This is a genomic window from Erwinia sp. HDF1-3R, from assembly GCF_039621855.1.
Lineage (GTDB): Bacteria > Pseudomonadota > Gammaproteobacteria > Enterobacterales > Enterobacteriaceae > Erwinia.
This window is the reverse complement of record NZ_CP155071.1, coordinates 1,195,077-1,210,383: the sequence shown is the minus strand read 5'-3', so window position 1 is coordinate 1,210,383 and position 15,307 is coordinate 1,195,077. Positions and strand designations below refer to the sequence as shown.

General features: G+C 53.0%; 8 protein-coding genes and 1 pseudogene. 6 read left to right on the top strand and 3 right to left on the bottom strand.

Features of this window, described 5'->3' with window-relative positions; genetic code table 11:
• Positions 1 to 758: 758 nt before the first annotated feature.
• The 5 genes from AAGR22_RS05360 to AAGR22_RS05340 all read left to right on the top strand — a co-directional run bounded on the left by AAGR22_RS05360 (position 759) and on the right by AAGR22_RS05340 (position 6,476).
• A complete protein-coding gene (locus tag AAGR22_RS05360; RefSeq protein ID WP_345830767.1) occupies positions 759 to 1,451 on the top strand; it encodes a fimbria/pilus periplasmic chaperone in 693 nt (230 codons plus the stop codon).
• A 14-nt stretch (positions 1,452 to 1,465) separates the two neighbouring features.
• Entirely contained in the window at positions 1,466 to 4,033 is a 2,568-nt protein-coding gene (locus AAGR22_RS05355) for a fimbria/pilus outer membrane usher protein (RefSeq protein WP_345830765.1), read from the top strand.
• A 50-nt stretch (positions 4,034 to 4,083) separates the two neighbouring features.
• On the top strand, positions 4,084 to 4,587 hold the full coding sequence (locus AAGR22_RS05350; RefSeq protein ID WP_345830763.1) for a hypothetical protein: 504 nt from the start codon (positions 4,084 to 4,086) through the stop codon (positions 4,585 to 4,587).
• Positions 4,588 to 4,744: 157 nt separating this feature from the next.
• Positions 4,745 to 5,527 carry a hypothetical protein gene (locus AAGR22_RS05345; RefSeq protein WP_345830761.1) on the top strand — a complete coding sequence of 261 codons (783 nt, stop codon included), beginning with the start codon at positions 4,745 to 4,747 and terminating at the stop codon, positions 5,525 to 5,527.
• Positions 5,528 to 5,699: 172 nt separating this feature from the next.
• A complete protein-coding gene (locus tag AAGR22_RS05340; protein ID WP_345830759.1) occupies positions 5,700 to 6,476 on the top strand; it encodes a hypothetical protein in 777 nt (258 codons plus the stop codon).
• Positions 6,477 to 6,497: 21 nt separating this feature from the next.
• On the opposite strand, the pseudogene AAGR22_RS05335 reads toward AAGR22_RS05340, so the two are convergent.
• Positions 6,498 to 6,764, bottom strand: a pseudogene (locus AAGR22_RS05335) (transposase); the annotation flags it as partial.
• Positions 6,765 to 7,080: 316 nt separating this feature from the next.
• On the opposite strand from AAGR22_RS05335, the gene AAGR22_RS05330 reads away from it, so the two are divergent.
• Complete coding sequence (locus AAGR22_RS05330) at positions 7,081 to 12,975, top strand: autotransporter outer membrane beta-barrel domain-containing protein (protein WP_345830757.1); 5,895 nt, start codon at positions 7,081 to 7,083, stop codon at positions 12,973 to 12,975.
• Between the two features lie 130 nt (positions 12,976 to 13,105).
• Here the strand turns inward: AAGR22_RS05330 and AAGR22_RS05325 are convergent, their stop codons facing one another.
• Both AAGR22_RS05325 and tssE read right to left on the bottom strand, forming a co-directional pair.
• Positions 13,106 to 14,497 carry a VasL domain-containing protein gene (locus AAGR22_RS05325; RefSeq protein ID WP_345830755.1) on the bottom strand — a complete coding sequence of 464 codons (1,392 nt, stop codon included), beginning with the start codon at positions 14,495 to 14,497 and terminating at the stop codon, positions 13,106 to 13,108.
• Between the two features lie 42 nt (positions 14,498 to 14,539).
• Positions 14,540 to 14,992: a type VI secretion system baseplate subunit TssE gene (gene tssE, locus AAGR22_RS05320; RefSeq protein ID WP_345830754.1), complete on the bottom strand. Its 453-nt coding sequence runs from the start codon at positions 14,990 to 14,992 to the stop codon at positions 14,540 to 14,542.
• Between the last annotated feature and the right edge of the window lie 315 nt (positions 14,993 to 15,307).

Below are 15,307 nucleotides of genomic sequence, written 5' to 3'. Positions count from 1 at the left end.
GAACATAATGATGTATTCCTTTTACCTGAAAGGTACGTGATCGATTAGGTAGAAAAATTTAAAACTCCGTTTTTGCAGAATCCAGCCCGTTCAGGCAAACAGCTTTATCTTAACTTTATGAATTTTTAAACTTCCCGAAACTCAATACATGAGCGGGTACTCATGGAGCCTCCTGCAGGATTTCTCAGGTTTACCCGAACTTGCGCGCCTGTAAAACCAGGGCCCGCAGCAATTTTTTATATCGCAGTCACGGGGAAAAAATAAAGTGTAGCCATTGTAGTCGATCGCTTATGCAGCTCATGACTTTCATATTGGAAACATAAACTCATTTATTGATACAGGCAGTAGTATGACGCTGGATTTTAACAGAGCAGATGTGGCAGGGGCTGGGACTCGATCTTACACGTCCCTTTAGGGATCCTTACGCCTGGCGAATTATATTTAGTCGTTGAAGTGTAAAGCCCTGCCTCATGCTTTTTTTTCAGAGAAATACGAGCAACCTATTGATACTAAGGTATTTATTTATTTTCATGAAAACAGAGATATTTAGAGATGTTTTAAGGTGAGTGATTTTAGTCCGTACGATAGTATCCCTGGGCACTGGAGGTCAGGTTTTTAATATCTGGCAGTAAATTATGTATAGGTGGTCCGGAGAACTGTCGACTGGCAGCACGCAGGTATTCTTTTACAGCACAATAAAAATATTTCGCACAGCAATAATAAGCAGCGCGTATTTCAACACTGGGTGAGAGATAAAGATGAAATTTTTTAATATTAATAAAATGGTCGGTGCCTTGTTTGTTTATGCCATGCTTTACTGCACTAGCGTTTCCGCCGGGATCGTGCTCGGTGGCAGCCGAATCGTTTATTCGGCTGACGCACGACAGACCTCTATATCTGTTAAAAATGACTCCGGATCTGCCAGCTACCTTATACAGTCATGGGTTGAGAAAGAGGATGGCACCCGCACCACGGATTTTATTATCACGCCTCCGCTCTATTTAAGTGCGCCGGGAAATGAAAATATTCTCCGCGTAATTTACGCCGGTGCACCGCATGCATCGAAAAATGAGCGTCTCTATTACTTTAATGTCAAGGCCGTGCCGTCCGTGGATAAAACAGCCATTCAAAACAAAAATAGCGTCGTGGTGGCGACCACTTTAAAAGTAAAACTCTTTGTTCGCCCGGCGGGGCTGAAGCCTGCCCGTGAACAGGCCGAGAATGAGCTGGTTTTTACCCGCAAAGGCAGCCTGCTCGATATACACAATCCGACCCCCTACTGGCTGACGCTTACCGGCATAAAAACCGGCGGCAGGAAACTGGAGGACGTGATGATATCGCCTCAGGGGCGTAAATCAGTCAGTCTGCCTGCCGGCAGCGGCACGACTATCAGCTGGAACGCCATCAATGATTATGGCGGCGTTAAAAAAGGCAAAGGCCGCATTCGTTAGGGCGGACGGACATCATGGCGAATAGACAAATCTCAGCATTAAGGCTGACAGTTCTGACCGCATCCCTGGTGCTCAGTCTGCGTCCGGCTGAAGCAGAGCTGTGGTTCCCGCCGGAGTTGATCTCAGAGAGTAAAGAAATTGCCGATCTGTCACGGTTCAGTCGAGGTCAGCAGTTACCGGGGCACTACACCGTCAGCCTTTATCTGAACCAGCATCTGCTGGGCGTTCGTAAAATGGCGTTTGTACCGGCAGATACGGACGGGAAACGTGCCGGAGTGACCGATAATACCGGCCTGATGGCCGTCCTGACCCGCAGCGACCTTATTGCCGCAGGCGTGCGACAGGAGGCATTTTCCGACAGTCCATTAACGCAGAAGAATGCAGCAGAGCCTCTTTCCCCGGGCAGTGTTATACCGCACGCGACCACGCACTTTGATTTCCAGAAAATGCGTCTGGACATCAGTATTCCTCAAAGATGGGTGCAGAGACGCCCGCGTAACTGGACACCATCGGAGCGCTGGGATGAGGGCATAACCGCCGGCCTGCTGAACTGGTCATTCAGCGGAAACAACACGTTCGGGCGTAATGACAGTGGGGGCAATGATTATTATCTCCGCCTGCATAGCGGCGTGAATATCGGTCCCTGGCGACTGCGCGATGAGCGAACCCTGAGCGTTAACGATGACAGAAGAGACTGGAGCCACGAGCGACTCTGGCTTGAACGCAGCATTTCTGACTGGCGCAGCAGGCTGAAAATGGGCGATATCGTGACCCGGGGTGAGATTTTTGATTCATCCAGCATTCGCGGCGTGAACCTGATGACCGACGACGACATGTATCCCGATACCGAGCGCGGGTATGCCCCGGTGGTTCGCGGAACGGCCCTGTCCAATGCCCGCATCAGTGTTCGTCAGAACGGGTATGTGGTGTATGAAACCAACGTCGCGCCTGGCGAGTTTGTTATTGACGATATTGATCAGGTTTATTCCAGCGGCGACCTCGAAGTGACCGTGACAGAGGCGGACGGCGGGAGGCGCATCTATACCGTGCCTTATGCCACGGTGCCTAACCTGCTCAGGGAGGGGCGCACGAAGTACGCATTAAACGCCGGGCAGTTGCAAAACTATGGGGAGCACGCATCACGCCCGTTAGTGCTGCATGGCACTCTGATGCGGGGAATGCCTCATGGCATCACCCTCTATGGCGGCCTGCAATATACCCGTAAATATCAGGCTGCCGCGCTGGGTGCCGGTATCAATATGCAGGCCTGGGGGGCGTTTTCGGCCGATGTCACGCATGCCGACAGCATACTGGCGGACGAAAATCGTCATCGCGGACAGTCCGTGCGCTTTCTTTACAGTCGCGGATTTGAGACTACCGGCACAACCTTTCAGCTGGCAGGTTATCGCTACTCCACACGGGGGTTTTATACCCTGGAGGAGAGCCAGCGCAGCGTAATGCAGGGCTGGCAGTATGAACAGCGCCGTGATGCTGCTGGCAGGCTGATACCCCGGCCGCTCACCGACTGGTATGACCTGAATGACAATCGCCGTGAACGTATGGAAGTCAATATTAACCAGCGCATGACGGGCAATGCCTCGCTGTATCTTACCGGCAGCCGCCAGACCTACTGGCATACCAGGGGAGCAAGTACATCATTGCAGGCTGGAGTAAGCGCATCGGCAGGAGGGATTGGCTACAGCCTGAGTTACAACGAAAGCTACAGCCCGTCCCTGAAGAGCACGGACCGCGCGATAAATGTCTCACTGTCAGTGCCCCTGAACAGATTTCTGGCCGGGAATAGTAACTCCATTTACGCCTCTGTAAGCGCAGGCCATAACAGCCGCGGTGAACTGGCGCAGCAGACCACGCTGAGTGGTAGTGCGCTTGAGAGGAATAACCTCAACTGGAGCGTAAATCAGACTCACTCACGCCGGAGCGGTGGCAGAGCTGGCTTGAGACTTAACTATCGAGGTACCTACGGTGAGACGGCTTTCGGCTACAGCCACGGGCGTGACTATCAGCAGATAAGCTACGACGCCTCCGGTGGGCTTATCCTGCACCGCAATGGCCTGACAGCCGGCCAGTCGCTCAGCAGTGCCGCTGTACTGGTCGAGGTGCCGGGTGGCCCCGATATCCCGGTCATCGGGGGGAGCGGCGTAAGAACGGACTGGCGCGGGTTTGCTATTCAGCCGTGGGCCAGTGAGTTTCGTGAGAATCGTGTGGCACTTGATGTGGCGCACCTGGATCCGCGCACCGAGGTGAAAGATCCGGTGGTCCGGGTGGTGCCGACCCGGGGGGCGGTGGTCAGGGCAAGGTTTGTGGCGAAAACCGGGCACCAGATGCTGATGACGCTGAAGAAAGACGGTAAACCGTTGCCGTTTGGCACGGTTGTCAGCCTGGATAACAGCAGCAGTATTGTGGGTGAGGACGGTCAGGTTTACCTGAGTGGGCTCGCCGACAACGGAACCCTGACCGCAAAATGGGGAAATGGCGACGGGCAGTCCTGCCGTGCCGCCTGGCACATCAGTGGATCTGACGACACAGCCTCTGTACTGAGAACCAGTGCGGTCTGCCGCTGAGAAAATAAACCGATAATATTAACGCTGAAAACCTGCCTTTAAGGATAAATATGATGAGTACGTTTAAAAAATTCACGCCCGCATTACTGGCGCTGTTTACCCTGAGCCTGTCAGGATCGCTTCAGGCGGCCCAGGACACAACGGAGGTCCTGGTCACGGCCACGGTTCCCTCATGGGTGAAAGTAGACACGGCAGATTCTGTCGATTTGGGAAATGAGAGCAATAAAGAAACGTCACATCCAATCAGGATAAGCAGTAATAACACTAATCAGGTGACGCAGATTACAGTGAAGCAGAAAGGGACTACGGAAGATCATATGATGCTGAGCCATACGGATAAAAACAAGACAGACAGGATGAAAGTGAAGGTTGATATAAAGGAAAGTGAGGTGAAAGAGGGTGAATTCTCGTCAGGCCAGATTGTCAGTAAGAAACTTGCAGCCACTCAGGCCGGTGCAAAAATGACACTTTTACTTACGCCCGTATCGGATTTCAGTAAACTGGAAACGGGTTCCTATCAGGGAACACTGTCAATAACCGCCCTGGTGAATTAATCAGGCCCATCAGCCCCTGTCGGCAGATTACCCGGGGGCAGTCTTCCGGCAGGGGCCACAGACGCTGCGTTAAGTAAAAAGTCGATTATGGCTATCCAACAGAGACCTGCCCGAATCACTGTCCAGACTGGAAGCTCTTTTTTTTCTGTGGAGATTTATGAAAAGTAAACTGCTGGCCGTGTGTCTGTTTTTTTATTCGATAGCCTCTTCAGACGCGTCTACGGTCATTACCGCAACCGATCATCAGAGTAGTGAAATATATACGGTGACACGCGTAACAAACATGCATGGTGACAATGGTAAGAGAACTAACAAATTGTATTTTTGGGTGAAACTCATGAACGCACCACCATCATGTGAACTCGTTGAAATAACCGGGGGTAACATCTCATATAAAACAACGATACTGATTTGGCAAGAGGTAAAGAAATGGTCTCTGGACTCATCTGACTTTAATCACCAGTCAGATGGTTCCTTTTTTTTCGAGAGTAATTACCTGGATAGCCGGACTCTTTTGGATGTGAAGGTCACTGCCAGAATAAGGTGCCGGGCACCAACACCCGAAACGAGAGCCACACTTCACTTTTCTCTTTCCAACCAATATTATGGCATCGATAAGGATGTTTCTCCTCCCGTAATGATAGATAACTTCAACCCAACAGTCAGCATTGATGTCTTTGATGAACAAAATTTCGGAACAATTTTCGACACAAAACCGACTGAATGGAAATCCCTCTGGCGTGGAAATACGCCAGAACATGCAAAAGTCACCGTTGACGGACACAGAGTGCTGGCTGAGGGGAGCGTGGCGGATCGCTTTAAAATTAACGATGATATTGGAGACCTGGAATTTAAAATTAACGGATGGGTAAGATTTATCCCGAACGGGAAACCCGGCATATTGCGTCGGTATTTACATATAAAAATAGAGTATGAATGAAATACCGGCTTTAGACAGTAGCGTATTCTGCTGTCCGGGCTGCTCGTCACGGCAGTGATTTTATTAATCCGGATTATGATACTGCCATTAAACCATCTGTGTACTGATGTTATTAACAGAAGAAAACCTGGAGTATCCAAACACTTTAATGGCTGAAAAAAAAGGATGAAATATGAAATTTAAATTTAAATTTAAATTTTTATCATTAGCACTGACCCTTTCGGCGGGCATCGTTCATGCTGATCCTACGATATTTTATGAAGCCCCGAGTGGACATGGCTATGATTCCATGTCGGCGGCAGTTCAAATTGACAGCATGACTAAACAGAAAGGGTATTTCTGGGCAAATACGTATATCTTTTATGAAGGAAACCATCAGGGATATATAGGGATCCAGCCTCGTGCAGAGGGGGAATCAAATCTTGCCATCTTCAGTGTATTTGGTTATGGTGCTAAATCTACTTCACCAAACTGTAATTCTGGCGCTGATGCAGGAAAGGGCGTTTCCTGTCGTGTGGCTTATGAATTTGAAGAAGGGCGAAAATATTGGCTTAAGATTGAAAAAGAAGAAGGCGGTGATTCAGGTTACAATAAATGGCTGGGTACAATAACGGACCGTGATACAGGCGAACGGGTCACTATAGGAGAATATATGACCCCGAAATCCTGGGGGATGTTGTGGCGTAAATCAACGTTTTTTGATGAATGGTTTCCATTCAACGGGGGGCCATCCGATGCTTCAAAACGTAACTGCGTACCTTACGCAAAACTAACTACCTACAATCCCGTATTTAGCGTAAACGGTAAGCTGGTAAATACAGATGTAACCAGGTCACGCATAACCGCGGGCCAGGATAAATGTGCCGTAGCACATGGCTCCCCAAATGCCCGTCTGACACCTGGAGCAGATAGTCACCTGGTGGAAAATGGTATTTTTACGGAAAAATAGACATCATTAAAACGTAATGTGTTCGAAGGTGCTTTCACGATCGCGTGGCGTAGTGAGTTCAATCTCACCATCATCACAAAGCAATGTTTTTGACGAGTAGCCATTGCGGGTATTGGAGCCTGTTTTGGGGGCGTTCTTCTCGTGGGCGATGTGATCATTCAGCTCAGCATTGAGTGCTGTTTCAACGGTAAGCTTTGTCAGCATGCGGGAAAAATGATTGAGATCGGCTTCGGTTTTAAGGCCTTTAGCCAGTTCAGCCGCAAGGGCCCTGAGTTTCTTTTCGTCCATAATTTTCCTGTCTCCGTTGTTGGAGTGAAGATATTAAAAACAGGCAGATACACAATTTAAATTACAGGCTCGCAGTGCCGATTATTTAAGGTCCACTTTAATTTAGAAACGGCCTGGTAATATTCTTATTTTTTTATGAACGCGATCTCCCGCGTTAAGTTTATATGGATCTTTTCTCCGGGCAGTGATGATAATGCCATTAATAGTATTAATCTTATGCCGCGCTGCGTGAATGCCTGCTGAAAAGCGGGCATCGCTCTGGTATTACGGCGGGATTTTTTTAAGGCATGAATTTTTCTCTCTGGAGGATACATCCTTGTTTAAATTACATCCCCTTTTCCTGAGCCTTATTGCGGCGCAGGGAATCCTTATTCCTGTCTCACAAACCTCGGCGGCCACGCTGAAACCTTTCTCGCCTTATCTTAATGACAACAAGGCGGGTGTTTTCTGCGTCTGTAATGGCTCAACGCAAACGCTGAGCGGCGTGCAGCGGTTTGCCTCGGGACTGAGCGGCACGCAGAGCTTCACGCTGGGCGAGCTACAAAACCTTGGCGGCAGCACGGATTACTCTCTGGTGGGTAAACCGCGTCTCGATCCGGGAAATAAGGATTACCCTATTAGCATCCCCGCTGCCAACGGCGACACCGACACCTTCGAGGTCTATAATTCAGCCAATATGATCGATTTGCCACCCGTCGGGCTGGATACGCAAGTGCCCAATTACATTGACGTTAAAGGCGGACAATATATCAATGCCCGCGTGGCGCAGGTCAGTAAAGGGACAATCAACGTTGATATTGGCGCAAAAGGCGCGACAACTACCGCTGAAACCAACGGCTGGAGTATGGCTGCTAAGCAGAGCCGACTGTTTGCCGCCACCGGCAGCGGGAATATGAACTGGAATAGCGACAACCGCATTACCTTCACGTCCATTCTGCAGCCCGACGGCGAGCCTTATCTGACCCTTCCTGCCGACAGCGTGGCGACCTATAAAGGCGAGTTTAGCGTCACCACAAGGGATAACGAGACCACCCGTTTTAACGTCACCCGCTTCAGCGACTTTCAAAATTACAATAACTGGCTGATAAATCAGTTAAAAATTGGCAGGCTCAGTCCGGACAGCTACAGCAATGAGCTGGATAAGGCGGTTTCGATCACCAGCGGCGAAATTGTCTACAGGAGGGTAGCGCAGGACCCTGGCGATGAGGCCGCACAGGATATTGGCGAACTGGTGGTGCTCAGCGCCGACGGGGCAAAAGCGACCGCGACGGTGAATAAAACGCTGGAGGTGATCAACGGCAGCAGCGCCGTACTGGCCGCTAATGGCGGTAGCGCCGTGATTAACGGTAAAGTCTCGAGCATCAGTACGGGTACCCCTGGCGGCAGCGCGCTTACGCTGCAAAGCGGTGCTACCGGCATTAATAATGGTGTCATTAATGGCAGCTTCCTCAACCTGGCGGATGGCACCGGCGTGGACAGCGCCACGGTAAACAGCTCCGTTTTCAGTTACACCGTGCTGATGGGAGATAACAGCCGTTTTCGCAACAAGGGTGTGATAAACACGGCAGGCAACGGCACCGCGCTGGGCGTTTTTGCTGGCAGCGCCATTAATAATGGCAATATCAACGTCGGCGTAGCGAACTGGTCGACGGCGGATGGTATTTTTGTTAATGGCAAAGAGGCCAGTTTTGCTAATGCCGCGGGCGGCACGCTCTATCTCGGACGTGCACTGCAGAATAGCCTGACGGATGAGGCGGCGGACGTCAGGCTGAACGATTCGCTTGGTATTCGCGTGGGAGGAGACGGCAGCGCCATCAATGACGGTCATATCGTGATTGGCTCACTAACTCAGGGCAGCACCGCAATGCGGGTGGATGCTGGTCCGAACGCCCGTTTGCAAAATAACGGTATCCTCGATGTCAATGGCCATGCAGATTTCCGGCCGGATGAAAATATTGCTATGTCGGTAAATGACTCCGGCAGCGGCGGGCTGGTCGGCAACGCGGGCACCATCAATCTGAATGGCGATAACAGCACGGCGATTAAAGTCCTTGCCACCAGCGGCAACCGCGCCAGCGCGTATTCGGACGGCACCATAAACGTTAACGGCAGCGCCGATCCGCTCAACGGCACTTACAACACGGCGGTGTGGGTAAAAGGCGAGGAGGACGGTAGCGCTTATGCCAATATCACCGGCCCGATAAACCTTGGTGGTAAAGGGGCCGTCGGTATCCGCGCGGAAGGCAATGCGACGGTGGATACCGAAAGCCTGTTCAATATCCGCGGCGGCGAGTATCAAACCGGCTATCTGGTGATTGGGCCAGAGGCAAAAATCAATCTTCCGGTAAACGGTCGCTATGGCGCTTACGATACCGCCTGGTACTCCACAATTTTCAACTATCAGAACGGCGCGAAGTTTGATGGCGCGGGTATGACCATCACGCCGGACGCCTCTTTTTCAACCGGGATTGCCGGCAGCGGTAGCGGAACCGGGATCAACACCAGGGGCGCGATAATTAACGTTGGGCGGTACTCAACCGGTATCAACCTCAGCGGCGGCGCGCAGGGTACCCTTGATGAGGCGACCCGACTTAATCTCACCAGCTTTAATGCCACCGGCGCAGCGGTGGATGGCGACAGCACGCGGTTAACCAACTATGCCGACATCAGCGGTTTTTTCAACGGTGAAGTGGGCCTGACGGCGCAAAATAAAGGCCAGATAACCAACACCGGCAATATCAGCCTGCAGGGAGAAGAGGCATCGGGTATCAGGGCGCTAAGCAGTGCCTCAGTTGATAACAGCGGCACCATTGATGTCAGCAATGGCAGCACGGCACTTTATGCCGAAGGATTCTGGTTTCCCGGCGACGACTCGTCAACCACCATTACCAACAGCGGTACGCTGAACGTAACGGCAGGCAATGCTCCCGATTTTGCCTCGACGCACGGGGCGATCGCCCGGGGAGAACTGGCCCGCGTCAACCAGAACGGCATTGTTAATCTGTATGGTACCAACGCCATCGCCGGGCAGGTCCTTGACGGCGGCACGATTGTTACCGGCGGCTCGGTGGTGTTCCACGATCCGCGCCAGAGGGGGTATGTGGCAGGCGATTGGGAAGCCAGACTGGTCAGCAATGGCGGCAGTACCGATGTCAGCACGGCGAACTCAACGCTTTACTGGCTGAACGACCACGCCTGGCTGCAGCAGATCAATCCGGCGGAGGTCACCCTGAGCGGCGAGAATTCCGTGGGGATTGCCGCCTTCAACGGCGCTTACGTGGAGGGCACCGATCGTTTCATCGTTAACGGCGAGGGCGCAACGGCAATCCGGCTGCAAAACGGCGCCAGCGCGGTGATCAACAACCCCATCACTTTGAACGGCAACAATACGCTTGGCGGATTCAGCGACGCGGCCTTTAGCAACTTTGATAACCGTTCCGTGGTTCAGGGGGCGGGTAATAATGTTACCGGCTTCGATGTGGGCTACAGCATGACCAACAGCGGGACCATCGACCTGACGGGCGTGAACAGCACCGCTGTCCGCCTGCATGGTGGATCACTTTATAACAGTGGCGTGATAAAAGTGGCATCGGGAATAGGTATAGAGGCCAGCGAGGGTGAGAATACCTACTTCCCTGAAAGTGCGCAGCTTGCTGCCTCAGACGGCATCGCCGCCGTGCGGGTCAACAATAACGCCAGCTTCAGGGTGCTGGGCGACGGCATTTTCCGCAACTCAATCGAGGGTGACGGCAGCGCCGATGCTATTTTGCTGGATAAAGGGGCGACGGGGCTGGCGATTGATGGCACCACCCTGACCTCTATGGGCAGCGGCAGCGCCATTAATAACCTGGCCGAAACCAGCAATATCGCCATGACCAACACCTATATTTACGCCAGAGGCAGCGGTAGCGGCATCCGTTCCGCCACGTCGTTTAATCCGCAGGGTTCCGTCACCATCGAACCGTCAGGAAGCGCCACGGGCTACACCTTTGCTAATGCCGACGGTTCTACCACCCGCAATGATATGGTTATACCGCGCGGCATCGCCATACTGGTGGGATCGGGCGGCACGGGGGTGCGGGCGAACACCAGCGGGCAGGTTATTTCAGAGGGCAATATCTACGTTACTACCGAGAGTGGCGGCTCGGCGATTGTCACCAGCACCGCCAGCGAAGTGATTAACCGGGGGGATATTTACTCCTGGAGTACCGTTGCGCCCGTTATCGATCTGCGCGGGGGCAGCACGCTTTTTATCAACGAAGGGACCCTCGGCACGCAATATCCCGAGACGCCGCTGGTGGTTGGTGGGGCCACTAACGATCGGATCGCGTTAATTGATGGCGCGGTCAATGGTGATGTCGATACCGGTAACGGCACCGATACGCTGGTGCTAACCGGGGGCACCATTAACGGCAGCCTGACCATGGGCAGCGGCGTGAATAATCAGGCTTACGTACAGAATGTCAGCCTGAAGGACGTCAGTCATATCACCACGGCGGGCGGCGAAGGCAGCACGCTGAGCCTGAGCGACATCGCGGCCAGCGGCGGCTCCTTCACCCGCGACGATCTCAGCCGCGGCGTCAATCTGGGCGCGGGCTGGAGCACCATCAACTTTCTTGACACCGACTGGACCCTGACCGACAGCCTTAAGCTGGCGCACAGCACTATCAATATCGACGGTGGCTCGACGCTGTTTGCCGGGAACGGCGTCAATCCGGTACTGGCGGGCGCAACCGGCGATTCGCTGGTGGTGAACAACGCCGGAACGCTGGATCTGACCAACGGCAGCGGATTACCGGGCGATACGCTGACCATTAACGGCACGCTGAATTCGCTTTACGGCCGGCTGCGGCTTAACAGCGTGTTAAACGGCGGCGGCGCGTTAAGCAACCAGAGCAGCGATACCCTGCGCGTGACCGGCGATGCTAACGGCACCGCGCTAATTGAAGTGACGCCAGCGGCGACCAGTACCGGCTTGCTGAGCGATATTAACCATAACGCGGTTATCGAAGCGAATGAAGGCGTATCGCTGGCGCAGGTCGCCGGTAACGCCAGTGCCGACAGCTTCGCCTTGCAGGGGGGATATCTGGCAGCCGGGCCGTGGAGGTACGCGCTCTACAGCTTTGCGCCGGGCAGCAGCGAGGCCGACCAGCGGCTGGTGGCGGGCAGCGGTAACCAGTTCTGGGACTATCGCCTGGCAAACGACTTCGTCACCCGCGGTGCCTCCTCCCGCGCTGCGGTAGTGCCACAGGTGCCAGCTTACGTTTCCGCACCGGTCGGGCTGATGTATTACACCGCCGCTGTCCTCGGCGATTTGCAACAGCGCCTGGGCGAGCTGCGCCATCAGCAGGATTTGCCTGCCGGAGACGGCGGCGACATGTTCGTGCGCTATACCGGCTCGAACCTGCGCTATAAGACCAGCCAGAGCTTCAATGACTTCGGCTACAATTTCGATCTGGATTACAGCGCGTTACAGGTGGGCGGGAATCTCCTGCGGCTGGACGGCGACAAAGATAGCCTGCGCGGCGGGATTGCTTATACGCGCGGCAATACTCGTCTGCGTCCTGATGCGGCTGACGGCTACAGCAGCACCACTTTCAACAGCGACAGCCTCGCGCTTTACAGCAGCTGGCTACGGGACAGTGGCCTCTATCTGGACGGCACGCTCGCTTATCACTGGCACCGTGGCGAAACGGACATTGGTCGTAAGCAAGACGTGGCGAAGATCAAAGGCAAGGGCTGGAGCGCCTCATTGCAGAGCGGCTATCCCTTTGCGCTGGGCAACGGCGTGCGCCTGGAGCCGCAGGTACAGCTGATCTACATGCATCTGGCGATGGACAGTTTTACCGATAAGGAGAACCTTGCTGTCAGCTACAACGATTATAACCAGACCGCTGGACGCATTGGCGCGAAGCTTGATCGTAGCTGGAGCGATGACGGCGGCCGTCAGTACACGCCATATCTGCGTGCTAATTACTTTAAAGGCTGGGGCGGCAATGCGAAAACGACCGTTGGCGCGAAGGATATCGACGGGCTCGATCACACCTTCACCAGCGGCAAGTTCGGGCAGATGTGGGAAGCTGGCATCGGCGGCACCGCTACCTTTAGAAATGATGTGTCGCTCTATGCCGAAGCGGACTACCGCAAAGAGATTGACAGTAACGGCGCTAAGGGCTGGGACTACAACGTTGGCGTAAGGTGGACATTCTGATCGGGAGGGGCCAGGCGAAAGAGACCTGGTCCCCGTTGATTAACACACCGCGATGTGAGTAATGTCTTCATTCCGTCCGGGACGATTATTATGGTGGCAAACTGAATCACTCATAATTTTTAGCACCGTTTTATTTAGGTGTATTCTGTTTTATCTCAGCGTAACGGGCCGTTAATTGCTTCAGATGCATCTCCAGCTGAGCCCTGGCAGCAACAGGTAAAGGTTCTCCTGCAGGGTTTTGTGACAACATCCGCAGTTGCTCTTCAGCCGGTATAGAGTGATTAAATGACTGCATGGTGGAAAATACCACTGATTTCAGCTCACTGACCGTCATGTATTTCCCCTTCTTCTCATCCAGCTTGCTCAGCCGGTCGCTCAGTTGCTGTAGCTTCGTCATCCCCTGATGCCAGCCATTCAGGTTTTCCGACGGTATGCTGACAGCGTTCAACTGCCGCTGCCACTGTTTCACCAGAGGCTTAGCCTGCTCCGGCCACAGTGCGAACGCCTGTTCAACCAGCTGACGACTGTAGTCGATACTCCAGTCAGGGGGTAACTGACCCAGACGGGCTAGCTGCTGCTGTGTTTGCGTGATAAAGGCCTGCGATAAGGGTGATTGCTGGCGCAACGTATCCCGCTGGGCGGGTGTGAGTAGTTGAGGTATCGGTGTGAGGGATGCGGCAAACTGCGTATATAGCGGGTTAGGTCGGTGTAGGGCATGCCAGCCCCATGCTGCTCCCGCGCTCAACACCAGCATGGTACACATCCCGGCGGCGAAGGATTTCCAGGGTTTTATCGGCGCCGGTACCGGCGTCAACACTTCAACATTCGGCTGATGTTCCGGCTGCGCCACATACACCCATTTCACCATGTTAACCGGTTCGTTTTTCCCTACAGCGGGAATACCGGACAAAGTATCCGCAGACGTGCCCGCGCTATTCATTGCCGTTGCAGGCAGCACCATCCCGGGCTCAATGGCAGTCCCTGGACTGGATGTACTGTCACTGTTTTCCAGACGAGCCGCACTGTTGTACATCAGGGTACGCAGCGCATCAAACTGACTAAGATGCTTAAGCTCCAGACGCTGTAGTACCGCGCCCAGGCGGGTCAACTGCTGCTCCGCAAGATAAAGCTGGCTGAGGTCGCTGTAGCTTAGAGGGAGTGTACGCATCCGTTGCTGCAGACGCTGGCTCAGGCTACTGAGGATTTCCATACGCGCATGGACCGGCTGCGGCCAGAGCGCGCCCCACTGAAGGCTAATCAACGCCTCCAGGATGGACAAACCTTCAGTCAGGCCAAACAGCCCAGCCAGTTGCGTACGGGCAAGCGTGTACCAGGCTGCCGTCTGCAGCTCCACGCCATTTTGCTCAAACAGCGAAAGACAGAGTTTTTCAACATACTGCCAGTTCACATCCGGGCGCGCCGGATGTGACAGTTTGCTCAGCTCATCGCGCAGGGCGGTATAATCCGTTAGTGCGCGCGGGTCGCCGCCGGTTTTAAGATAACGTTCAGAAAAATGCGGCATAGGGATAGCTCAAGGAAGTAAAAAAATAAAAGTTTTTGCCAGTCAGTATGCTGACGTCAGAGGATCAAGGAATTGTTGTTGCTTTAGATGCCGCAGCAGAATTTTCCCCTGAGGCATAAATTCAGTTCCATAACGCACGAGGCCGAGATCTTTCAGCTCGGCATCAATGGCGTAACGAAGTTCACCGGGCTGCGTCTGCTCCAGTATCACCACATCAATGTTTTTCAGGCGCGGCTCATACTTAAGCAGTACCTCTGAAAGCGTACCCATCATCTGGTGTGCGGTACCCGGCATTCCCTGCAGGATTCTGGTCATATCCGGCAGGCCGTAGTCCGGCAGATGCGCCAGCGTACCGGCGCGGCAGTTAAGGATGCGCTGCATGTTGTCGAGTACCGACAGAATGATCTGGTTTTCTTCGCTGACCTGATGCAGGTGAAGCCCGCCGGTAAAATTGCCGTAAAGTATTTCACATAGTGAGGGATTCCTATGCGACATGAGTGGTTCTCCTCTCAATAGCTGACTTCGATACACTGAAAAGCATTAATATATAAAACATTAATAGTCCGGCATCGATTAAAAATGATATTAGATTTATTCTTACCATGATACTAAGCACCTCCGAAAACAATGCTAATAAAATCAGCACAATGCTGATAACTCCCGGATACCGATATCCTATATCTCGCAGTCGCTGGATATCAAGAATCATTAAAACACCTACTCCAACGATTAAAATCGTCGAATAAATAAATCCATAACAAGGGGATATAGAAAACCCAAAATCAGGCAACCTGTCTACTGGTTGTTTGA

What these genes read in the sequence shown, in the direction of transcription:
- AAGR22_RS05360 (WP_345830767.1), top strand. Translation starts at nt 759, where the DNA reads ATGAAATTTTTTAATATTAATAAAATGGTCGGTGCCTTGTTTGTTTAT.
- AAGR22_RS05355 (WP_345830765.1), top strand. Translation starts at nt 1,466, where the DNA reads ATGGCGAATAGACAAATCTCAGCATTAAGGCTGACAGTTCTGACCGCA.
- AAGR22_RS05350 (WP_345830763.1), top strand. Translation starts at nt 4,084, where the DNA reads ATGATGAGTACGTTTAAAAAATTCACGCCCGCATTACTGGCGCTGTTT.
- AAGR22_RS05345 (WP_345830761.1), top strand. Translation starts at nt 4,745, where the DNA reads ATGAAAAGTAAACTGCTGGCCGTGTGTCTGTTTTTTTATTCGATAGCC.
- AAGR22_RS05340 (WP_345830759.1), top strand. Translation starts at nt 5,700, where the DNA reads ATGAAATTTAAATTTAAATTTAAATTTTTATCATTAGCACTGACCCTT.
- AAGR22_RS05325 (WP_345830755.1), bottom strand. Translation starts at nt 14,497, where the DNA reads ATGCCGCATTTTTCTGAACGTTATCTTAAAACCGGCGGCGACCCGCGC.
- tssE (WP_345830754.1), bottom strand. Translation starts at nt 14,992, where the DNA reads ATGTCGCATAGGAATCCCTCACTATGTGAAATACTTTACGGCAATTTT.